This is a genomic window from Alcaligenes sp. GW821-FHT11D07 (assembly GCF_058808495.1).
This window is the reverse complement of sequence record NZ_JBXART010000003.1, coordinates 314,854-336,682: the sequence shown is the minus strand read 5'-3', so window position 1 is coordinate 336,682 and position 21,829 is coordinate 314,854. Positions and strand designations below refer to the sequence as shown.

The following is a 21,829-nucleotide window of genomic DNA, read 5'->3' as shown; positions in this document are numbered from 1 at the left end:
ATGCCTACTTCTAACACCATGATTTTTCCGCGCTTTGCACTGGCAGGGATGGTGCTGGCCTTGTCCGCATGTGCTGTCGGCCCTGATTATCAACGGCCCGATGCGCCGCTTGGCGAGCACTTTCGGGAAGAGGTTCGCCCCACTGCCTGGAAACCGGCAGAGCCGGCGGATTTGCAGGATCGAGGCCCCTGGTGGGAAAGCCTGAATGATGGCGTCTTGAACACCTTGATGCAGAACCTGAACGAGCAGAACTTTACGCTGCAACAGGCGCAGGCTCGGGTACGACAGGCACAGGCAACGCTGTCCGGCACCCGTGCAACTCAGTTCCCGCAGGTGGGCAGTTCCGTAGGCACGACACGGCGTGGCAGTGGCTCCGGTGATACCAGCCAAAGCAGCAGTGCCTACGACGCCAGCATCACCGTGAATTGGGAAGTGGACTTGTGGGGGCGGATTCGCCGCCAGGTAGAAGCGGGTGATGCAGGCTTGCAGGCCAGTGCGGCTGATATGGCGGCGACTCGTTTAAGCTTGCAATCGCAGTTGGCACAAACCTATTTGCAGTACCGCAGTGTGGAGTCCAGTGAGCGGGTATTGGACCAGACGATTGCCGCCTATGAGCGTTCTTTGCAGATTAATCAGAATCGTTTGGATGCCGGTTTTTCTGCTCCGGGTGATGTGGCGGCGGCCTTGAGCCAGTTGGAAGGGGCGCGCACTCAGCGTCTGGCACTGAATCGTGAAAAAGCATCTTATCAACACGCTATGGCGGTGCTGGTAGGACGTGCGCCGTCCCAGTTTGAGGTGGTGCAGTATGCGCCTTGGCCTGTAGCCCCAGATATACCGGTGGGTTTGCCGTCCAGCCTGCTTGAACGTCGTCCGGATGTGGCGCGGGCAGAGCGTCGTATGGCGCAGGCGAATGCGCAGATTGGCGTGGCCAAAGCGGCCTGGTTCCCTAGCTTGAGTCTGAAGGCCAGCGGTGGCTTCAGCAGTACGGATTTAAGTGAGTGGCTGACTGCCCCTGCGCGTGTGTGGTCTTTAGGCCCCGCCTTTGCCTTGACCTTGCTGGACTTTGGCGCGCGCCGTGCTCAGGTCGAGCAGGCACAGGCTAGCTACGATGAGCAGTTGGCTGCTTATCGACAAACCGTGCTGGATGCCCTGAAAGAAGTAGAGGATGCGCTGTCTGAGCGTTATGGCCTGGAGCAGGAGCAGGCCAGCCAGGCACGAGCCTTGGCGGCAGCGCGAGAATCCTTGCAGCTGACGCGCAATCAGTTCGATGCGGGTTTGGTGGACTTTTTAAGTCTGGCGCAAACTCAGGCCAGCGCCTTGTCGGCAGAGCGTCAGGCGCTGGAACTGGAGTCGCAGCGCTTGCGTGCTGCTGTCAAACTGATGGTGGCTTTAGGCGGCGGCTGGAACGCGCAAACTGACTTGAGCCCGGAAGAGGTAGCGGGGGCAGGTACAGCATCCAGCACAGCCCAGCCAAGCCCGGCAGGGCCGTGATATCAGGACTGACTGAGCGTGGCCCGCTGCTTTATGTATCGAGCAGCCGGGTTCGAGGCTCAGTCCTGATCCATCCACGCGTACAGTCCATCCACCCATTCTTCACCGTCGGCTAGTCCTAGCGTGGCCTGGATTTGGTCGGCGCGTTCGTAAAGCTCTTCAAAATCAATTTGCGGCGGTTCCACAAACGCTAAGGCCACGAGATTGCCATCGTGCGTTTCTGGAAGCCAGACGACCGCTGCGAAGCTATCTTGCAGCGCATGCAGATTACGTGCATGGACCAGTTCAGAGCCCAGCAGGTTAACGGTCAACAGGCCTTGTGGGCCTAGGGCTTTGCGGCAGGCCTGATAAAAACTCAGGCTTTCCAGGGCAGGGTGTTCGGCCTGGTCCGAATACACATCAATTTGCAGCACATCCAGTGCGCCATCTACAGCATCCAGATAATCCAGCGCATCTACCGTGTGCACGCTCAGGCGTTCATCGTCGGGCGGCAAATTGAACAGCAGGCGGCTGGCTCGCACCACCTCCGGATTGATTTCTACCGCGTCGATGCGAGTCTGGGGGAAATGCTGGTGGCAAAACCGGGTCAGACTGCCTGCCCCCAACCCTAATTGGGCAATGCGGCGGGGTTCACTCTGGAACAGGGTCCAGATCATCATTTGCCGGATGTAATGCAGCTCAAGCTGGTCGGGAGCGTCCAGGCGCATAGCCCCCTGCACCCAGGGCGAGCCCAGGTGCAGGTAGCGTACGCCATCGTGTTCCGAAATGGTGACGTGGGGCGTCATGCCGGGTCGCTGTCCAGCATATTGCGGATACCCGCGATACCGTGAGCGCCATGCTCGCGCGCGTCGGCCAGAGTGCGTGCCGATTGGCCGCCAATGGCAAAGACGGGCAGGCTGGCTTGTTCAGCCAGGCTGGCAAAGCGGGCCCAGCCCATTCCGGGATCGCCGGGATGGGAAGGGGTTTCCAGGACATGGCCCAGCACCAGAAAGTCCGCTTGAATTTTGCGGGCGACTTCAATGTCGTTTTCTGTGTGGGTGGACATGCCGATCAGGCCTTTGCTGATGGGCGGGACAGTGGTCAGGGTGTCGTGACACTTTTCAGACAGGGCCAGCGCGTCACTGGCTCGCAAATGCACGCCATCGGCGTGGTCCCACCAGCTTTCAGGATGCAGGCTGTTTACCAGGCAGCGGGCTTGATAGCGCTGGCACAGGTTGACCACTTGCAAAAAGGCTTGGTGCAGATGAAATTCGGCTTCGGGCCGGGCTGCCCAGGCTGGCTCTCGGAACTGAACCAATGCCGGGCCTTGTTGCAGGGCATGTTCCAGTTGGGCCAGATAGGCGGGTAAGCGCGCCGGCTCTTCGATTTGGGTAATCAGGTAGCGTTCGGGTAGTTGCAGCCATTTCAGCGGTGGCTCCGTAGCAGGCAGTACAGGGCCTACTTCCAAAGGGCCCGCCGGATTTACCCAGGCAAGTTCTTGGCCTTCCAGGCATTGCGGTTCGCCTTCCCATTCTCGCACCAGGCAGAAGTAGAGCTTGACGAAATTTTTGGGGTATTCGTGTGTATAGGTGACCCAGGAGTGTGCATGGGTGGTTTCAATGCCGAGTTCTTCGCGCAGTTCCCGTACCAGCGCCTGTATGACGCTTTCACCCGCCTCAATCTTGCCACCTGGCAGTTCCCACCAGCCTGGCCAGGGTTTATCGGCTGGGCGTTTTCCCAGTAGCACTTGGCCGTGTTGGTTCAGTAAAACGCCAACGGCCACTTCCAGCGTGGGTTTAGACATGTCTAGCGGTCCAGTCTCTAGCAAATTGACGTGCTACCCGGCCCGAGCGCGAGCCACGTTCCAGCGCCCATTGCAGGGCTTCTCTACGTGAACTTTCAATGTGTTCTGTGGGGCAGCCCAGGGCGCCCAGCCAGTAATACACGATGTCCAGATAGTCGTCTTGTTTAAAGGGGTAAAACGAGAGCCACAGTCCAAAACGCTCGGACAGGGACACTTTTTCTTCCACGGCTTCACCAGGGTGGATTTCCCCATCGGACGCCGTTGAGACGCTCAGGTTCTCTTTCATGTACTCGGGCATCAGGTGACGTCGGTTGGACGTGGCATAGATAAGTACATTGTCGCCGGGGGAGGCCAAAGAGCCATCCAGCACGGATTTTAGTGCTTTATATCCGGCTTCGCCCTCTTCAAAGGACAGGTCGTCGCTGAAGATGATGAAGTGTTCAGGGCGGGTGCTGATCAGGTCAATAATGTTGCCCAGATCACCCAGGTCGGACTTGTCCACTTCGATCAGGCGCAGGCCCTGGTCAGAGAATTTGGACAGCATGGCTTTGACCAGCGAACTTTTGCCGGTGCCGCGTGCGCCTGTCATCAAGACGTTATTGGCCGGTTTACCCTCCAGGAAATGGCGAGTATTGCGCTCAATAATGCCCTTTTGGCGTTCGATGTGGTGCAGGTCTTCTGTGTTGATGCTGGCCACATGCTGAACACCTTCCAGCCAGCCGCGCGAGCCATTGGTGCGCCAGCGAAAAGCGGTAGCATCCCAGTTGATAGGGGGTGGGGCAGGGGGCAGCCAGGCTTCTAATTGAGCGAGTACACGCTCGGCCCGGCCGATCAGGGTACTGAGGTCTTGCGGATTCAAGACAGTCTCCGTTTCAGGTTTAAATGCTTATTATCGCTAATTTGGCATCTTTTTCTGCTATCCCTGTTGTGCATGACGCGTAACAATAGGCCCAAAGCGATTCAAAATCGTATAATCATCAAGTTACGATTGGCCGACATTGGCCACCTCCCTTACTCGTCCGGAATTCTGTTTTGAACCTGTCCACCCTGATTGATCCTATCGCCGACGACATGAAGGCTCTTGATGTCGTCATTCGTGAGCGCTTGAATTCGGAAGTGGTGCTGATACGCACAATCGGCGAATACATCGTTAGTGCAGGTGGCAAGCGCATGCGGCCTGCCTTGTTGTTGCTGGTAGCCCGCGCGCTGGCTTATCAGGGGAACACACATCATCTGCTGGCTGGCGTGGTGGAGTTCATCCATACCGCCACCTTGTTGCACGATGATGTCGTTGACGAGTCCGATATGCGCCGTGGTCGTGACACGGCCAACGCTGTTTACGGCAATGCGGCCAGTGTGCTGGTTGGCGACTATCTGTATTCGCGTTCCTTTGAAATGATGGTGCAGTCCAATTCCATGCCCGCCATGGCGGTACTGTCGGCGGCCACCACCGTGATTGCCGAAGGCGAGGTCTTGCAACTGCTGAACGTACACGATCCGGACGTTTCGCTGGAGCGTTACCTGCAAGTGGTGCGCTACAAAACAGCCAAGCTGTTTGAGGCAGCCGCACAGGTAGGCGCAATCGTGGCAGGAGCTTCCCCCGAAATGGAAGAGGCCATGGCCGCTTACGGTCGCCACCTGGGTACGGCGTTCCAGCTGGTTGATGATGTACTGGATTACACCGGCGATGCCCAGGCACTGGGTAAAAACGTGGGTGACGACCTGCGTGAAGGCAAGCCAACCATGCCTCTGATTCGTGTCATGGAGGTGGGTACACCGGAGCAAGTCCAACTGATCAAGTCAGCCATTGAAACGGGTGATGCGGATTTTGCGGCTGTTGCGCAGGCCATTGAACAGACTGATGCCCTGACCTATACCCGTGAAGCTGCACAAGCCGAAGCGCAATTGGCTGTCGAAGCCCTGGCTTCTGTACCAGACAGTGAATTTAAAAAGGTCTTGCTGGATCTGTGCGCATTCTCGGTACAACGAGATCGTTAAGCGCCATACAAAATCAAACCCGCCATCCGGCGGGTTTTTTTGTAATTAGAAACCGAAAGTTGGGTGTTTTCGCGTGTTTTGGCAGCGGCTCATGTTATTTTGCTACCCCATTACTATGATTTCCGTGCAAGTGGCGGTCACCTCAGACTGGCTTGCACCTGCTAGATACGCGCTCTGAAAAAGGTGGCTTTTACCTGCGCCATGCAACAGACAGAGGCGTTGTCTTATCCAAAAGATATAAGGAAACACGGATAGATGAACATTCAACTCGATATTGCGCAGACGGTCGGGATCGCTGCGGTCTTTTTAGTGATCGGGGAGTACATCAAAAATCGTGTGGCTATCTTGGCCCGCTATTTTATCCCCAGCCCCATTATCGGGGGCCTGGTCTTTTCGCTAATCGCCTTGATTGGCTACCAAACGGGTACATTTACCTTCGAGTTCAACGACGATATACGTCATTTCCTTTTGATGGCCTTTTTCACCACCATCGGTTTTTCGGCCAGTTTTGAGCTGCTGAAAAAGGGTGGGGTGGCTGTTGCTTTGTTCCTGGGCTGTGCCGTCGGTTTGATTGTGCTGCAGAACATACTGGGTGTGTCTTTGGCAGTGCTGTTGGATGCCAACCCCTTGCTGGGCCTAGCCGCCGGTTCAGTGTCCATGACAGGTGGGCACGGCACCTCGGGTGCTTTTGGTCCCTTGCTGGAGAAAGCGGGGGCCGTCGGTGCTTTGCCAGCGGCTATTGCAGCCTCTACCTGGGGCTTGGTGATGGGTTGTGTCATCGGTGGCCCCTTGGGCAAGCGCCTGATGAGAAAGAACAATATCACCGGACCCGAGCCCCATCGCCGTCATCGCCGCCAACATGAAGGCAAGGACGCACCGGTGACGACAGTGCAAGAAACCACTCAGATTCAGGATGGTGGGTTTGATATGCCCGTTTACGCCGTGGTGCTGCTGTGTGTGGCCATTGGTGCGGGTAGCGTCATTATTGATTTCCTGGCGTCTTACAAAATTGTGCTGCCCGAGTATCTGGGGTCCATGTTGATCGCCGCGGGTATTCGCAACGTCATCGATTGGCGTCGCTATCGCTTACCTGAAAAAGAGTTTGAGGTTATCGGCAATGTCTCGCTGGCCTTTTTCCTGGTGCTGTCCTTGATGATCATGAAGCTGTGGCAATTGGCTGACGTAGCGGGTCCACTCTTGCTGATCCTTGTTGCCCAGACGGTATTGATGTTCTTTTTCGCCACCTATGTCACCTTCAAAGTCATGGGTAAAGACTATGACGCGGTTGTGATGTCGGCTGGGCATTGTGGTTTCGGTATGGGTGCTACGCCCAACGCCATGGCTAATATGCAAGCCTTTACCGAGGACAACGGCCCATCACGCAAAGCATTCTTTGTCATTCCGCTGGTCGGCTCTTTGTTTATCGACTTCTTCAATGCGGTGATCATTACTGGCTTCTTGAAAGTCTTGAGCTAAACACCGGACAGTGCTGCGCTTGCAGGTAAAAGCGCCGACTTATCCGTCCAACCCCCAGAGCGTGGATGCCTATCCTGCTCTGGGGGTTATTTTTTTGGGCTGCTTTTCTTTGCTTGAGCTTTCCTCACACCTTGATCTTTGAATCTTATTGACCTGTTCTAACGGGTGTTTGCCTTGGCGCAAGGACGCTGGGCACAAGCTGCGCTTCAATTGCGTTTGTCTCAAGGGAGTATGCAATGCGAAGCCATGTCGTGGGATCAGTGCTGTTAGTGGCCATTCTGGCCGGATGTTCGGCCGGAGAGCCGTCCAGCCAGGTCGGTTTGCCCGAGTTAGTTCAGGTCGCCGGTCCGGCTCGTAACGTGATGGAGGCGGGGGAGTTTTTGCTGGATGGTCGTTTGATGGCATCCGATACCGTGATGTATGCCCCTTCACCCAATTTGAGGGTCATGAAGAATTTGCTCAGTCAGTACGAGTACGAGCAATGTGTGCGTGCCGAGCGTTGCAAACCCGCAGACGCGGTGGGACGAGGGCAGGCCAAAAATATGCCGGTGGTGGGTGTCAGTTGGCAGGACGGGCAGGATTATGCCGCTTGGCTGAGCGAACGTACCGGCAAGAAATTCCGTCTGCCTACTTATCTGGAATGGAGTTACTTCGCCGATCAGCCTGTGCCCGAGTCCGCCCAGCAAAATTTGGACGAAAACGAGCAGGCAGAAATGTGGTTAAAGGAATATCAGGACAGCTACCGCCGTAAGCAGGAGCAGGAAGTGCCGCTGGCGCCTTTGGGACAAGGGCAGGCCAACGCCTATGGCGTCTTTGATGCAGGCGGGCAGGTGGCCGAATGGACGGATACCTGCCACGTGCGGGTGCACCGCATCAGTATGCCGCGTGCTGAGTCACGGCTGGAAAACTGCGGTGTGCGCACCTTGGGTGGTGAGCATATTGCGGTGATGCCGGACTTTATTCGCGACCCTAAAACCGGGGCGTGTTCGGTGGGCGTGCCCCCGCGTTATCTGGGCCTGCGTCTGGTGACCGAGGATTAAGCGCCACGCTCCAGCACCGCCCGCGCAAATTTATCCAGATCAGCAATAGTGATTTGCTTGCGGCCTGCCAGTATCAGGCCCTGGTGATCCCAACTGCTGACCACGCGGCTGGCAGTGTATAAGGTTGTCCCGGCCAGATCAGCCAGATCTTGCCGGGTCACAGGAATACTCAAAGAGGTTCCTTCTTCACCCAATTGCCCCACCTGACGAATCAAACGTAGCAGGCTGTGGGCCAATCGCTGCTCCACTTCCAGGCTATGAATTTCCAGCAAGCGATCATCTGCATCGCTAAGCCGACGCGCCACCGTATCTTGCGCGCTGCTGAGCAAACAAGGAAAACGCTGGGTCAGGCTTTCCCAGGATTTTTCCGGCCAGGCGAGGGCGGAACTGCTGGTGACGCTGATGGCGGTGGCGGGGTAGTTGCGGCGGCGCAGGGCCGGGGCAATACCAATCACATCACCGGGCAAGGCGAAACGCACCAACAACTGTGACCCATTGGGCATGGTGCGTACCACTTTGATCAGGCCTTGCAGCAGAATGAAAAAATGATCGCTATTTTGCTCTTGGCGAAAGACTTGGCTGTCTTTGTCATAGTGCATCAGGCGCCCCTCTTTCCACAATTCGTTGATGCTTGCCGCATCCAGATCAGAGAAGACGGGCAGGCTGGCTAACAAGGAGGGGTAGGAAATGTCAGTCATCACTTAAGCTTTCTGAGCGGGTTTTAAGCCCGAGTTTGCTGGCCAGCTTGTGCAGATTGCTGGGATCTATGCTGAGCTGCTTGGCAGCCTGGCTCCAGTTACCTTTGCTCTGATCCAGTGCCTGGCGGATCAACTGGCTTTGCAGCTGTTCTACGCATTGGCGCAACGACAGTGTGGAAGACGGTGCGGGCACACTGACCGTTGATACCGGGCGGGGAGCTGAAGGTAACAAATTGAGATTATCGGCGCTAAGTGTAAATATTTGGTTACGATCTGGCGTATCGACCAGCAGGCGGATGGTTGCACGGCTGATTAAATGTTCTAGTTCGCGAACATTACCTGGCCAATGATAAGTCAGTAAAGCAGCTTCTGCGTCAGGAGATAAGCGAATTCCGCGCAATCCCAAACGAGAGCGGTTCGTTTCTAAAAAATGGCCTGCCAGCAACAAGATATCTTGATGGCGCTCGCGCAAAGCGGGAATGGTCAAGGGAAAGACGGACAAGCGGTGGAACAGATCAGCCCGAAAACCGCCTTGGGCTATTTGCTGTGTCAGGTCTCGGTTCGTGGCGGCCACCAAGCGCACATTCAGTTTGATGGGCTGGTCCGCCCCCAGGCGCTGGATCTCGCCGTTTTGCAAGGTACGCAGCAGCTTGGCCTGAATGGTCAAGGATAACTCACCGATTTCATCCAGAAACAGTGTGCCGCCTTGCGCGGCTTCGATACGTCCTGCGCGGTGTTCATGGGCACCGGAAAAGGCCCCTTTGACGTGGCCAAACAGTTCGCTTTCAGCCAGAGACTCGGGCAGGGCGGCGCAGTTTACATAGATCAACGGTTTGTTGTGACGCGGCGAGCGTTGATGCAAGCGCTGCGCAAACAACTCCTTACCGACACCGGTCTCACCCAGCAGCAGTACAGGTAGCTCGGAGGTAGCTACAGTGTCCAGAAACTGGATGACTTCCAGCAAGGGTTTGCTATTGCCGATGATGGCCGCCGAGTTGCTGCGTGACAGATAATCCGGCGGCAGGGTGGAAAGCAGTCGCAGGCTGCGGTTTTCTTCTTCCAGTTCGCTCAGGCGGATCGCGCTTTCCAAAATCAGGCACCAGTGTTTCAGTTCTACCAGCATGGACGCTGAAAAGGTGCCCGGTCGTAACGCATCCAGCGTAAGTATTCCCCACAGAGCCCCTTGTACGTGCAAGGTCACCCCAACGCAATCATGTACGGGCAAGGGCTGCCCCAACTTGTCATCCAGCAGACCATCGTAGGGGTCGGGCAGGCCACAGTTGGGCTCAAAGCGAGTCAGCTTGGTTGAGCCCAAAATCCGGGTCAGACGGGGATGGTCCGCAATCACAAAGTGACGCCCCAAGGTGTCGTTGCCCAGACCACTGGCGGCCACAATGCGCAGCACTGTATCGTCTCGCTTAAGCAGCCCGGCAGCATCACAGCCAAAGTGACGGGCCAGTAATTTCACCATGCGCTGAAGGCGTAACGGGCCTGGAATCTCGGTCGCAAGGTCGGCAATCAGAAGATCTAGCATGGGTGAAAAATACCCTTATGGTTAAAAGTACCCGATTTTAATAGGGTATTTTATACCTATGCCTGAAACAAACTGTTGATTAATACCATTTTGAACTTGGCACGGTGTTTGCTTTATAGGTTTTGTCATACATTTTTAAGGACTATGACATGACCCCCGAATTAGCAGAACATCGCTACCCGGTTAGTGCTCCGGTCCGTCCCCCGTCACGCGGCCAGGACGATTTGAACAGGCCGGTTTTCTATCTTCATCCCTTTCACCGTGGGGCCGGGCAGTTTCTGGATGCTGTCCTGGGCTCGGCCATCCTGGCTCGTTTGCAGCGGCCAGTCAGCTCGTCCATGGCCGCGCTGATTAAACAGATCGGCACCCAGGCTCACTCCCAGAATAGCCAAGGCAATACGCTTGCCCTGGCCACTTTTTATTCCAGCAGTCGCTCATCGCTAGGAGAGCAGGTTCAAGCAGGTTCGGACAAGGCGTCCGGGACCTTGTGTGGGCCGGTTCTCTGGATTCATCAGCGAGACGGAGAACAACATGCGTAGCTACAAAAAATTATGGCTGGCCCTGGTGGCGGTCACCATCGTGACCTTTGCTCTTTTGGGCTGGACCGGGGTAGAGATCTACCGCCAGGCACCGCCTATGCCCGTCAAGGTGGTGACGCCGGATGGCCGGGAATTCACCTCGCAGGAACAGATACACCGTGGCCAATCGGCCTGGCAGAGTACCGGCGGTATGCAGCTGGGGTCGATCTGGGGCCATGGTGCTTACCAGGCACCGGACTGGAGTGCGGACTGGTTGCACCGCGAAGCCCTGGCGTGGCTGGATCTGGCTGCCGAGCAAGCTTATTCCTTGAAGTACAGCGAGCTGACCTCCACCCAGCAAGCGACCTTGCGTCAAGAACTACAGGACGAATACCGTCCCAACCGTATTGATGAAGCAAGTGGTGTACTGCAGATCAGTGAGCGTCGTGCCCAAGCCATTGAGACGATCTCCCAGTACTACATTGATCTGTTTGGTGATGCGCCCGCGCTGAAATCCAGCCGCGAGAGCTTTGCCATGAAGGACAACACCTTGCCGGATTTGCAGCGTCGTCAGGATATGACACGCTTTTTCTTCTGGCTGTCCTGGGCAACCGTGACTGAGCGTCCGGATTCGACCGTCAGCTATACCAATAACTGGCCGCACGAGCCTTTGGTGGATAACCATCCTTCCACGGCCAATATCGTCTGGTCCATTGTCAGTATCGTCTTACTGCTGGCCGGGATTGGATTGCTGGTTTGGGTCTGGGCCTTTACGCACAAGGAAGAAGCTGCCCCCGTTGCTCCAGCGACTGACCCCGTGCTGGGCTTTCAGCTGACCCCTTCGCAACGTGCCTTGAAGAAATATGCCTTTTTGACCGTCGCCTTGTTTGTGATCCAAGTCTTTTTGGGGGGCTTCACCGCCCACTACACGGTTGAAGGGCAGATGTTTTATGGCATCGACGTCTCGCAGTGGTTCCCTTATTCCTTGACCCGTACCTGGCATATTCAGGCCGCTTTGCTGTGGATTGCCAGTGGCTTTTTGACAGCTGGCTTGTTCCTGGTGCCGCTGATCAATGGGGGTGTTGATCCTAAGTATCAGCGCCTGGGTGTCGATGTACTGTTTGGCGCTCTGGTGGTGCTGTTTATCGGTTCTTTTGCGGGTAACTTCCTGGCAATCAAACACATTTTGCCGCCCGAATTGAACTTCTGGTTTGGTCACCAAGGGTACGAATACCTGGACTTGGGCCGTTTCTGGCAGATTGTGAAGTTCATTGGTTTGGCCTTCTGGCTGGTGCTGATGCTGCGTGGCATGTGGCCGGCCTTGCGTCGCGACAAAGGCGATAACCACCTGTTGATTCTGCTGACTATCTCTACGGTGGCAATCGGCCTGTTTTACGGCACGGGTCTGTTCTATGGCGAACATACCAATATCACCATCATGGAGTACTGGCGCTGGTGGGTGGTTCACCTGTGGGTCGAAGGCTTTTTCGAAGTCTTTGCTACTGTTGCCATGGGCTTTATCTTCCTGACCTTGGGGCTGGTGTCCAAACGCAGCGCCACCATTGCGGGCTTGGCTGCCGCCTCGCTGTTCCTGGTCGGTGGGGTGCCCGGTACCTTGCACCACATTTACTTCTCGGGAACGACCACACCCATTATGGCAATCGGTGCTTCCTTCAGTGCTCTGGAAGTGGTGCCTTTGATCATGTTGGGCTACGAAGGTTTCCATAACTGGAGAATGCAAAAGCAAGCTAGCTGGATGCAGGATTTGCGCTGGCCTGTGATGTTCTTTGTGGCCGTGGCCTTCTGGAACATGTTGGGGGCAGGTGTCTTTGGCTTCCTGATCAATCCGCCAATCTCGCTCTACTACATTCAAGGTCTGAACACGACGCCTTTGCATGCTCACGCAGCTTTGTTCGGTGTCTATGGTTTCCTGTCTCTGGGCTTTGTCTTGCTGGTGGTGCGTTATGTCTCGCCAGAGGTTCGCTACAACGACCGTCTGATGAGCTGGGGCTTCTGGTCACTGAATATCGGCTTAGCCTTGATGATGTTCGTCAGCTTGTTGCCTGCCGGCATTATTCAGGCCTGGGCCAGCATTTCCGAGGGCATGTGGTACGCCCGCAGCGAAGAGTTCATGCAGCAGCCTATTCTGCAATCCCTGCGCTGGTGGCGAACCCTGGGTGATGTGGTGTTTATTGCCGGTGCCTTGATCGTGTTCCAGCAAGTCTGGGTACGCATCAGAGCCACTCGCTCGGCTTCCCCCAGCGATGCTGCAGGTGCAATAAAAGCCTCTTGATCCTTTTCAACAGTAGTCTCAATTTCTGTGAGATTACGTCTAGCAAACAAAACCGCCTTCGGGCGGTTTTTTCATGCGTGCCCGTCTGAGCGTGAAAGTGCTTTGGTGGCCGCAAGCACGCGACAGAGCGTGCAAACAGATATTTTTTTTCATCTCTATCGCCGTTGCTTGCGCTGCAGCAAAGAGTGCGTTCACTGATTGCGGTTCAATACATCCTGTAACTGTTAGATCTGAAAAACATTTAATCAGCAGGCATCACGCCTGGATGAAACCGGAGGTAGTATGGAACGTCGTCATTTCTTGAAAAGTGCAGGCCTTGGTGTCGCAGCAGGAACGACTTTGCTGGCGGCACAAGTACAAGCCCGCGAGACGGCTGCGCCACAAAAGAACGCACCTTGGCTGGCTGCACGCACAGAAGCCCAGATTGCCAAGCTGGAGCGCGTCAAGGTGGATCTGGTGGCACCTCCAATGGTCCATAAGCACGAGCAAAAAGCGGGCCCCGAGCCTCGTGTTGTTGAATTTCGCATGAGCATCACGGAAAAGGAAATCGTGGTGGACCGCGATGGCACGACCATGCACGCCATGATGTTCGACGGCTCCATGCCCGGCCCCACCATGGTGGTGCATGAAGGCGACTACCTGGAGCTGACGCTGATCAACCCGGCCAGCAACACCATGCCGCACAACATCGACTTTCACGCCTCTACCGGCGCGCTGGGCGGTGCCAAGCTGACCAACGTGAACCCAGGCGAGCAAGCCACACTGCGTTTCAAAGCAGACCGCAGCGGCACCTTCGTGTATCACTGCGCGCCTGAAGGCTCGGTTGCCTGGCACGTGGTTCAGGGCATGCACGGCACCGTTATGGTCTTGCCACGCGATGGCCTGAAAGATTCGGCCGGTAATGCATTGCATTACGACCGCGTCTACACCATTGGTGAGTTTGACCTCTACATCCCTCGCGATGAAAAGGGCAACTTCAAAAAGTATGGTTCTTCGGCTGAAAGCTACGGCGACACCCTGGAAGCCATGCGTGGTCTGATCCCCAGCCACGTGGTCTTTAACGGCAAGGTCGGTGCTTTGATGGGCGATGGCGCCATGAAGGCCAACGTTGGCGAAACCGTCATGTTCATCCACTCGCAGGCTAACCGCGATACCCGTCCTCACCTGATTGGTGGTCACGGCGACTGGGTGTGGGAACTGGGCAAATTTGACGACCCACCAGCCAAGAATCTGGAAACCTGGTTTATTCGGGGCGGTTCGGCAGGGGTGGCGATCTACACCTTCAAGCAACCCGGTGTGTACGCCTACGTCAACCACAACCTGATCGAGGCCATGGAGTTGGGCGCAGCAGGTCACGTTCTGGTCGAAGGCGATTGGAATGACGACTTGATGAAGCAAGTCAGCCCTCCCGGCCCCATCAAGGGCTAAGTCAGGCGCTTGCATTCTGGACCTTGAGTTGATCCAAACCTGAGCTGATCAATTCCCCGGGATGCAAGTTTTTCACTGAATAGCGAAAGAAGCAGAAAGCCCAGGCAATGTGGAAACCAGGCTTTCTGTTCAGAAAATGAAGTATCAGCCAGGCATCACGAAATGCCGACTGTTTAAAGGGTAAACCCATGAAAACCTATCGACCCGCCACCATGATGTATTCCGCAATTGCCGCTTTGGTTCTTCTGGCCGCTGCACCTGCCGCGCAAGCCAGCTCCGAAGAAGCCGTCAAGCTGTACAAGTCCTCGTGTATGGTCTGTCACGCATCCGGTATGGCCAATGCACCCCGTCTGGGCGATAAGGCTCGCTGGGACCCTTTGATTGCAGAGGGCGAAGACGCGATGATGGAAGTGGTTATCAACGGTAAAGGTGCCATGCCCCCGCGTGGTGCAGCTCCCAAGGCAACCGATGAGCAACTGCGCAGCGTTGTGCGCTACATGATTGAAAAGGCCAGCTAATGCGCTGACCTTTTCAGGCTGGATTTACAAGGTCCAGTCGTAATCAACCGTTAATGGCGCGTGGTCGCTGAAACGCTCTTCTTTATAGACCGTTGCACTGCGCGCTTTAGCGGCAATACCTGGGGTGGCAATTTGATAATCAATGCGCCACCCTACATTTTTGGCCCACGCCTGGCCCCGGTTACTCCACCAGGTGTAGCACTCCTCAGTGGTATCAGGATGCAGGCTGCGGTACACGTCCACCCAGGACAGTTCGCTCAGCACTTTTGTCATCCAGGCGCGTTCTTCAGGCAGAAAGCCGCTGTTTTTCAGATTGCCTTTCCAGTTTTTCAGGTCGGCTTCATGGTGGGCAATATTCCAGTCGCCGCAAATGATGAACTCGCGTCCAGTATCGCGGTGTTCCTGCATCAAGCTACCAATCCACTGTTCAAAATGATCCAGGAAACGGTACTTGGCCGTTTGGCGCTCGTCCCCGGAAGAGCCGGAGGGCAGGTAGGCACTGATGACACTGAGCTTGTCCCAGTCGGCGCGGATGATGCGGCCCTCGGCATCGAACTCTTCACAAGCCATGCCTTCGGCAACGGCCTCGGCCTTATGGCTCAGGTACAGGCCAACACCGCTATAGCCTTTTTTCTGTGCATGGTGAAAGTGGCCGTGATATTGGCCTGGATTGATCAGGTCCGGCGTCAAATCCGGCGCACTGATCTTGATTTCCTGCATGCAGACGATATGGGGTTGTTGGGCTTCGAGCCAGGCGGGCAGGCCTTTACGAAAGGCGGCACGAATGCCGTTGACGTTTAACGAGGTGACGCGTAACACGTGGCAATTCTCCTTATAGCGTCAGCACTTTAACCCGTAATCCGCCCCCATGTCAGCGCTCGTCAGCCCTTGTTACGTGGCAGAGCCGAAGCGATAGCTGGATACAGTCAGCCCCCCAAAAGCCTGGGTTTCATGATGAAAGCGATGGGCGCTGTCACTACCGGCGGCACCTGCGGCCACCATGACGGGAACCAGGTGATCTTCACGAGGATGAGCAATACGAGCTGCAGGCGCCTGTTCCCAGTTCAGCAAGGCTTGGCGGCGGTCTTCAGGATTGCTCAGGCTCAGGCTTTCATGCAGCCAGGCATCAAACTGGGCCGAAGGCTGAACCCCGCCCGCGCCCATATTGCGCAGGTTGTGATAGCTCAGACCACTGCCGATAATCAGCACCTCTTCATTGCGCAAAGGTGCTAGCGCCTGCCCCATCGCGTAGTGCAATGCAGGGTCATAGTTGGCGTGAATAGACAGTTGCACCATCGGAACTTTGGCCTGGGGGTAGATCACGTAGGCGGGAACAAAAGCACCGTGGTCAAAGCCTCGTTCCATGTCCAGGCGGGTGGGCAGACCGGCCGCATCCAACAACTGACAGACTTGCTGCGCCAACGCGGGATCGCCTGGGGCAGGGTAATGAATTTCGTAGGTATGGGACGGAAAACCGTAGTAGTCGTACACCATGGACGGGCTTTGGGCACCGGCTACCAGTAGATTGGATTCGTTTGCTTCCCAGTGGGCAGAGACCATCAAGATCGCTTTAGGTGTGCGGCCCAACTGGCGAGGGATATCTTGCAGGGCAGCGCGAAGCGGCGCATACATGGTTTGCTCTTCGGCCATCCAGGGCCAGGGTCCGCCACCATGCGAAATAAAATAGGTGGGCATTGTCATGATGATCTCCTGCCCCTGCCCTGAAAGAGGCAGGGGATATAGGGTTGAACGAGGCGCTTAGGCTTTGCCGCGACCTGCGTCTATGCTCCACGGGCCTGGGCCGGCAGCGGCCAGGAACAGGAAGGCAAAGCAGAACAACACAGCGGTTTCACCACCATTCAGGATGGGCGTTGCAAAGGTGCTGGCACTGGCGTGACCAATAAAGTAGGCAAATGCGCACAGACCCGAAGCAATAAAAGCGGCAAAGCGCGAGAACAGACCGATCAGCAACAAGGCACCCAGGATCAGTTCCAACACACCCGCTACGCCGTACATCGAAGCGATCTGCAGGTTGGCAAACATCTCCACTTTAGGAAAACCCAGAATTTTGGCGGTACCGTGTGTCAGCAAGAGATAGCCCGCTACGATGCGCAGCAAGCTAAGGAGGCGAGGAGTCCAGCTAGAGGTAAGGGCGCTCATGTAATTTCCTTTGGAAAGTTGACAGTATCGGTAAATAGAAGCGCTGGCCTGATGTCGTGACAGTGGATCTGTGTAAGGCACGATGCTCATCGGCCTTTTTCTGGTCCCGCCCATTCAAGGCCCAGACAGACACCGGGTTTGCGCTCGTTTAAGATTAATCAATTACTATCAGGAAATAAACTACCCTATTTTCATTAGTTACTTTCTTATTAGGAAAGCATGGATACGATTCAGAGTTTGCGGGTGTTCCGGGAGATTGTGGCTGCTGGCAGTTTTGCGGCGGCAGCGCAACGCCTGGATATGTCAGCACCCATGGTTAGCAAACATTTGGCCAATCTGGAAAGACAGCTGGGTGCGCGCCTGCTTAATCGTAGTAGCCGCCGTTTAAGCCTGACGGAACTGGGGCAGACCTATTTTGATTATTGCTTGCAGGCCTTGGATACCCTGGAGCGAGGCCAACAGGCTTTGTCAGGTTCTGCGCATCAGCCACAGGGTGTGCTGCGAGTGACGGCACCGGTGTGGTTTGCTAACCGAAAAGTGGCCAAACTGTTGCTGGATTACCAAACTCGCTTTCCCGAGGTCACCTTGGATATGAGCTTAAGCAATCACAAGGTGGATTTGGTGGCTGAAGGCTTTGACCTGGCGTTGCGCGTGATGCGTGAACCAGCTCCGCATCAGATTGCCCGTCTTATTTCCCCCATGCCGTTTCATCTGGTGGCCAGCCCTGAGTTCGTGGCCAAACATGGCATGCCGCGTAACTGTGCCGAGGTCATGCGTTTGCCCGCCATCAGCCCCAGTTATTTGCAGCAGCCCAGTTTTGAGTTTTTGGGTCCGGATGGGCCGGAGTCCCTGCGGCTGAACCCGTTTATGCGTTCGGACAACACCAATCTGACCTATTACAGTGCCTTGGGCGGTGCGGGTTTGGCCTATCTGCCAGAGTGGCTGGTGATGGATGATATGCAACAGGGTCGCCTGCTGCGCCTATTACCCAACTACACCGAAGAGCAGCAACAACTGCACGCTGTCTATGCCAGCCGCCGTTATTTGACGCCTAAAGTGCGCAGTTTTATCGACTTCTTATTAGAAGAACTGACAGAAGCAGGCAAGTGATACGGCACAACACGCTAAAATGCCTTTCGTCTCTATCTTTTTCATACTCTGTCATGTCGGCTAATAACGATAATCGTCGCAATTTTGTGCGCTTTTCCCTGGAACAGGGAGTGCTGCGCTTTGGGGAATTCAAGGTCAAGTCTGGCCGTTTGAGCCCTTACTTTTTTAATGCCGGCCTGTTCAATACGGGACGTAGCGTAGGCCAATTGGCGCGCTTTTACGCCCAGGCACTGCTGGATTCAGGCGTGTCTTTCGACATGCTGTTCGGACCGGCGTACAAAGGTATTCCTTTGGCTGCGGCTACCTCCATTGCCTTGGCCGAGCATGCCCAGATCGGTGACCGTGACGTGCCTTTTGCGTTCAACCGCAAGGAAGCCAAAGACCACGGCGAAGGCGGCACTTTGGTGGGCGCTCCTTTGAAGGGCAAGGTTGTCATTATTGATGACGTGATTACCGCCGGTACATCCGTGCGTGAATCCATGCAGATCATCCAGGCAGCCGGTGCTGAACCTGCAGCTGTGCTGATTGCGCTGGACCGTATGGAACGTGCAGGTAACGATCAGGATTTGTCTGCTCACTCTGCTGTGCAGGAAGTGGAACAGAAATACGGCATCCCCGTCATCAGTATTGCTTCGCTGGCGGACATCATGGCTGTGTTGGCAGACGACACAACCCTGGCCGCTCATGCACCTCAGGTCAAAGCCTATCGGGATCGCTACGGCGTCTGATTAGCTTTGGTCAGCCCATAAAAAACACCAGGCCATGGCCTGGTGTTTTTCTTTGTGCGCAACAACGGTACTTAAGCGTCCAGCTTTTGCTTGAGCATCTCGTTGATTTGTTGCGGGTTGGCTTTGCCCTTGGCAACCTTCATCACCTGGCCGACCAAGGCATTGAACGCCTTGGGCTTACCAGCACGATGCTGTTCGACAATGGCAGGGTTTGCTGCCAGGACTTCGTCTACCATGGCGCCAATTGCACCGGCATCGTTGATCTGCTTCAAACCACGGGATTCGATGATGGCATCGACATCGCCGTCCAGCTCGCCATCCCACTGCGCCGCAAATACGTCACGGGCAATCTTGTTGGAGATCGTGCCGTCAGCAATACGAGCAATCAATTGGGCCAGCTGCGCTGGGCTGACTTTGGATTGGTCGATGCTCAGCTCTTCACGGTTCAAAGCTGCCGACAGCTCGCCCAGCACCCAGTTGGCAGCCAGTTTGGCATTCGCGTTGGTGCCTGCTTGCACAATAGCTTCAAAGAAGTTCGATGTGGCGCGGTCAACCGTCAACTGAGAGGCATCGTACCGGCTCAGTTCAAACTCCTGCTCGAAGCGGGCCAGTTTCTGAGCGGGCAGCTCGGGCATGTCCTGGCGAACTTGCTCGATCCACTCTTCGCTAATCAGCAGCGGTGGCAGATCCGGATCAGGGAAGTAACGGTAATCATGCGCGTCTTCTTTGCTGCGCATGCTGCGGGTTTCGTCGCGGTCCGAGTCGTACAGGCGGGTTTCCTGAACCACCTTGCCACCATCTTCAATCAGCTCAATCTGACGGCGCACTTCATATTGAATGGCGCGTTCCAGAAAGCGGAAGGAGTTGATGTTCTTCAATTCGCAGCGGGTACCCAGTTCTTTCTGGCCTTTGGGGCGTACGGATACGTTGGCGTCCACGCGGAAGGAGCCTTCCTGCATATTGCCGTCGCAAATACCCAGCCACACAACCAGGCTGTGCAAGGCACGGGCGTAACCCACAGCTTCGGCAGCGGAACGCATTTCAGGCTCGGACACGATTTCCAGCAGGGGTGTACCTGCGCGGTTCAAGTCAATCCCGGTGCTGGACTCGCCGTATGGGCCACGGAAGTTTTCGTGCAGGGATTTACCGGCATCTTCTTCCAGGTGGGCGCGGGTCAGATTGATGGTCTTTTCTTCTTCGCCCAGCATGAAGCTGATGGTGCCGCCGCTGATGACGGGAATTTCCATCTGGCTGATCTGGTAGTTCTTGGGCAGATCAGGGTAGAAGTAGTTTTTGCGCTCGAATACGGAGCGAGGCGCAATGTGACCACCCACCGCCAAACCCAGGCGGATGGCACGTTCGGCCGCGCCACGGTTAAAGACGGGCAGCGCGCCGGGCAGAGCCATATCGACTTCGTTGGCTTGCGTGTTGGGCAAAGCGCCAAAGCGGGTGCTGCTGCTGGAGAAGATTTTGGATTCGGTCGAGAGCTGGGTATGAGTTTCCAGCCCGATCACAATTTCCCATTCCATTATTGTTGTCCTGGTTGACGTTGATGCCAGTCGGTGACTTGCTGGAAGCGGTCTGCAAAAGCCAGCAATTGGCCTTCGCGGAAGTAGTTGCCAATGATTTGCAGGCCGATGGGCAAGGGGCGCGCATCATTGCTGAAACCGCAGGGGATGGACATGGCAGGCAGGCCAGCCAGGCTCACGCCCAAGGTGTAGATATCGCCCAGCCAGTCCGTGGTGGGGTCTTCAATGGTGGCGCCCAGTTTGCGGCCCAAGGCCGGGGCGACAGGCCCCAGGATCAGATCGCACTGTTCAAAGACTTTCTGGAAATCGTCCACAATCATGCGGCGCACGCGTTGCGCCTGCAAATAGTAGGCATCGTAATAGCCGTGCGAGAGCACGTAGGTACCGACCAGGATGCGGCGTACCACTTCGGGGCCAAAGCCTTCCGAACGCGAGCGCGAAATCATGCTGTTTAAGTCGGTGTACTGATTGGCACGGTGGCCAAAGCGCACACCGTCAAAGCGCGACAGGTTGGTCGAGGCTTCGGCAGGGCTGATGACGTAATAAGTCGGGACAGACAGCTCAGTCAGCGGCAGTTGCACGCTAACTCGCTCTGCACCCAGGCTTTCGTAGGTTTTCAGGGCAGCTTCAATGGCGTCAGCCACGACTGGGTCCAGACCTGGTCCGAAGAACTGCTCGGGCACCCCAATACGCAAGCCTTTCAGTGGCAGGCTGCCTTGGGCTTCTTGCTGCGCCTGGCTTTGTTCAAACTGCTGGCGAATGCGCTCGCCCGTATTGGGCTGGTCGTCGCAAAATTCCAGGCTGGTGGCATCGTGCGGATCGAAACCGCACATGCTCTCCAGCATATCGAGCAGGTCGCGGGCATTGCGGGCAATCGGGCCGGCCTGATCCAGGCTGGAGCCGTAAGCAATAATGCCAAAGCGCGAAATGGTGCCGTAAGTGGGCTTGATGCCGCTGACACCACACAGGGCGGCAGGTTGGCGAATCGAACCACCGGTATCGGTAGCCGTGGCTGCGGCCACCAGGCCCGCTGCCACAGCAGCAGCAGAACCACCCGAGGAGCCACCGGGGACCATATCGTGGTCCCAAGGGTTGCGCACCGGGCCGAAAACGGAGCTCTCGTTGCGCGAGCCCATGGCGAACTCGTCGCAGTTCAGTTTGCCCAGCGAGACGGCACCGGCTGTTTGCAGCTTGGTGACTACCGTGGCGTCAAAGGGGCTGACGTAGCCTCCCAGCATTTTACTGCAGGCTGTGGTTTGCCAGTTTTGGGTGACAAACAAATCTTTGTGGGCGATAGGGATGCCGGTCAGTGGACCGGCCTTGCCTTGGGCAATCAGGGCATCGGCCGCATCGGCCTGGGCCAGCGTCAGGGCAGCATCTTGCTGCACAAAGGCATTGAGCTCTTTTTGACGGGCGCTATTGTCCAGGGCTTGCTGGGCCAGCTCGCGGGCACTGACGGTTTTGTTTTGCAAAGCTTGGCGCAGCTGTGCAATCGTCGCGAATTCAGGGGTAAAAGACATGGTTT

At 56.0% G+C, this 21,829-nt stretch carries 20 protein-coding genes; 10 read left to right on the top strand and 10 right to left on the bottom strand.

Features of this window, described 5'->3' with window-relative positions; translation table 11 throughout:
- A complete protein-coding gene (locus AC1RSM_RS14570) occupies positions 1 to 1,491 on the top strand; it encodes an efflux transporter outer membrane subunit (protein WP_492933262.1) in 1,491 nt (496 codons plus the stop codon).
- A gap of 59 nt (positions 1,492 to 1,550) precedes the next feature.
- Here AC1RSM_RS14570 and AC1RSM_RS14565 read toward each other — a convergent pair whose 3' ends face one another.
- From AC1RSM_RS14565 to AC1RSM_RS14555, 3 genes are read right to left on the bottom strand one after another with little or no spacing between them, the layout of a single operon-like run.
- Positions 1,551 to 2,276 (bottom strand): spermine/spermidine synthase domain-containing protein, encoded by a 726-nt coding sequence (locus AC1RSM_RS14565; protein ID WP_492933261.1) that lies wholly within the window; start codon positions 2,274 to 2,276, stop codon positions 1,551 to 1,553.
- Complete coding sequence (locus AC1RSM_RS14560) at positions 2,273 to 3,274, bottom strand: Nudix family hydrolase (protein ID WP_492933260.1); 1,002 nt, start codon at positions 3,272 to 3,274, stop codon at positions 2,273 to 2,275. The genes AC1RSM_RS14565 and AC1RSM_RS14560 overlap by 4 nt, the downstream gene beginning before the upstream one ends.
- Positions 3,267 to 4,133, bottom strand: a complete 867-nt coding sequence (locus tag AC1RSM_RS14555) for an ATP-binding protein (protein WP_492933259.1) — start codon at positions 4,131 to 4,133, stop codon at positions 3,267 to 3,269. The genes AC1RSM_RS14560 and AC1RSM_RS14555 overlap by 8 nt, the downstream gene beginning before the upstream one ends.
- A 173-nt stretch (positions 4,134 to 4,306) precedes the next feature.
- Here AC1RSM_RS14555 and ispB point away from each other — a divergent pair, with 173 nt between their 5' ends.
- From ispB to AC1RSM_RS14540, 3 genes are all read left to right on the top strand, one after another.
- Complete coding sequence (gene ispB / locus AC1RSM_RS14550) at positions 4,307 to 5,272, top strand: octaprenyl diphosphate synthase (protein WP_492933258.1); 966 nt, start codon at positions 4,307 to 4,309, stop codon at positions 5,270 to 5,272.
- Between the two features lie 255 nt (positions 5,273 to 5,527).
- Positions 5,528 to 6,748: a sodium/glutamate symporter gene (gene gltS / locus AC1RSM_RS14545; protein WP_492933257.1), complete on the top strand. Its 1,221-nt coding sequence runs from the start codon at positions 5,528 to 5,530 to the stop codon at positions 6,746 to 6,748.
- 236 nt (positions 6,749 to 6,984) lie between these two features.
- Complete coding sequence (locus AC1RSM_RS14540; RefSeq protein ID WP_492933256.1) at positions 6,985 to 7,788, top strand: formylglycine-generating enzyme family protein; 804 nt, start codon at positions 6,985 to 6,987, stop codon at positions 7,786 to 7,788.
- On the opposite strand, the gene AC1RSM_RS14535 is transcribed toward AC1RSM_RS14540, so the two are convergent.
- The gene (locus AC1RSM_RS14535) at positions 7,785 to 8,486 is read right to left on the bottom strand and encodes a Crp/Fnr family transcriptional regulator (protein ID WP_492933255.1); all 702 of its coding nucleotides are present in this window, start codon (positions 8,484 to 8,486) and stop codon (positions 7,785 to 7,787) included. The two genes, AC1RSM_RS14540 and AC1RSM_RS14535, sit on opposite strands and share 4 nt — an antisense overlap.
- Positions 8,479 to 10,020 (bottom strand): nitric oxide reductase transcriptional regulator NorR, encoded by a 1,542-nt coding sequence (norR, locus tag AC1RSM_RS14530; protein ID WP_492933254.1) that lies wholly within the window; start codon positions 10,018 to 10,020, stop codon positions 8,479 to 8,481. The genes AC1RSM_RS14535 and norR overlap by 8 nt, the downstream gene beginning before the upstream one ends.
- A 149-nt stretch (positions 10,021 to 10,169) precedes the next feature.
- Between norR and AC1RSM_RS14525 the strand changes: the two genes are divergently transcribed.
- The 4 genes from AC1RSM_RS14525 to AC1RSM_RS14510 all read left to right on the top strand — a co-directional run bounded on the left by AC1RSM_RS14525 (position 10,170) and on the right by AC1RSM_RS14510 (position 14,777).
- Positions 10,170 to 10,559, top strand: coding sequence for a hypothetical protein (locus tag AC1RSM_RS14525; RefSeq protein ID WP_492933253.1), 390 nt, complete (start codon positions 10,170 to 10,172; stop codon positions 10,557 to 10,559).
- Entirely contained in the window at positions 10,552 to 12,831 is a 2,280-nt protein-coding gene (locus tag AC1RSM_RS14520; RefSeq protein ID WP_492933252.1) for a nitric-oxide reductase large subunit, read from the top strand. The genes AC1RSM_RS14525 and AC1RSM_RS14520 overlap by 8 nt, the downstream gene beginning before the upstream one ends.
- A gap of 282 nt (positions 12,832 to 13,113) precedes the next feature.
- Positions 13,114 to 14,259: a copper-containing nitrite reductase gene (gene nirK / locus AC1RSM_RS14515; RefSeq protein ID WP_492933251.1), complete on the top strand. Its 1,146-nt coding sequence runs from the start codon at positions 13,114 to 13,116 to the stop codon at positions 14,257 to 14,259.
- A gap of 188 nt (positions 14,260 to 14,447) precedes the next feature.
- Positions 14,448 to 14,777: a c-type cytochrome gene (locus tag AC1RSM_RS14510; protein ID WP_492933250.1), complete on the top strand. Its 330-nt coding sequence runs from the start codon at positions 14,448 to 14,450 to the stop codon at positions 14,775 to 14,777.
- A gap of 24 nt (positions 14,778 to 14,801) precedes the next feature.
- Here AC1RSM_RS14510 and AC1RSM_RS14505 read toward each other — a convergent pair whose 3' ends face one another.
- The 3 genes from AC1RSM_RS14505 to AC1RSM_RS14495 form a co-directional block, all read right to left on the bottom strand.
- A complete protein-coding gene (locus tag AC1RSM_RS14505) occupies positions 14,802 to 15,596 on the bottom strand; it encodes an exodeoxyribonuclease III (protein ID WP_492933249.1) in 795 nt (264 codons plus the stop codon).
- Positions 15,597 to 15,668: 72 nt separating this feature from the next.
- Positions 15,669 to 16,478 carry a DODA-type extradiol aromatic ring-opening family dioxygenase gene (locus AC1RSM_RS14500; protein ID WP_492933248.1) on the bottom strand — a complete coding sequence of 270 codons (810 nt, stop codon included), beginning with the start codon at positions 16,476 to 16,478 and terminating at the stop codon, positions 15,669 to 15,671.
- A 57-nt stretch (positions 16,479 to 16,535) separates the two neighbouring features.
- Positions 16,536 to 16,937, bottom strand: a complete 402-nt coding sequence (locus AC1RSM_RS14495) for a DoxX family protein (RefSeq protein ID WP_492933247.1) — start codon at positions 16,935 to 16,937, stop codon at positions 16,536 to 16,538.
- 219 nt (positions 16,938 to 17,156) lie between these two features.
- On the opposite strand from AC1RSM_RS14495, the gene AC1RSM_RS14490 reads away from it, so the two are divergent.
- Both AC1RSM_RS14490 and pyrE read left to right on the top strand, forming a co-directional pair.
- On the top strand, positions 17,157 to 18,047 hold the full coding sequence (locus AC1RSM_RS14490; RefSeq protein ID WP_492933246.1) for a LysR family transcriptional regulator: 891 nt from the start codon (positions 17,157 to 17,159) through the stop codon (positions 18,045 to 18,047).
- Positions 18,048 to 18,100: 53 nt separating this feature from the next.
- A complete protein-coding gene (pyrE, locus tag AC1RSM_RS14485; protein ID WP_492933245.1) occupies positions 18,101 to 18,775 on the top strand; it encodes an orotate phosphoribosyltransferase in 675 nt (224 codons plus the stop codon).
- Positions 18,776 to 18,846: 71 nt separating this feature from the next.
- Here the strand turns inward: pyrE and gatB are convergent, their stop codons facing one another.
- Positions 18,847 to 20,304, bottom strand: a complete 1,458-nt coding sequence (gene gatB / locus AC1RSM_RS14480) for an Asp-tRNA(Asn)/Glu-tRNA(Gln) amidotransferase subunit GatB (RefSeq protein WP_492933244.1) — start codon at positions 20,302 to 20,304, stop codon at positions 18,847 to 18,849.
- Positions 20,304 to 21,824, bottom strand: a complete 1,521-nt coding sequence (gatA, locus tag AC1RSM_RS14475) for an Asp-tRNA(Asn)/Glu-tRNA(Gln) amidotransferase subunit GatA (protein WP_492933243.1) — start codon at positions 21,822 to 21,824, stop codon at positions 20,304 to 20,306. The genes gatB and gatA overlap by 1 nt, the downstream gene beginning before the upstream one ends.
- Between the last annotated feature and the right edge of the window lie 5 nt (positions 21,825 to 21,829).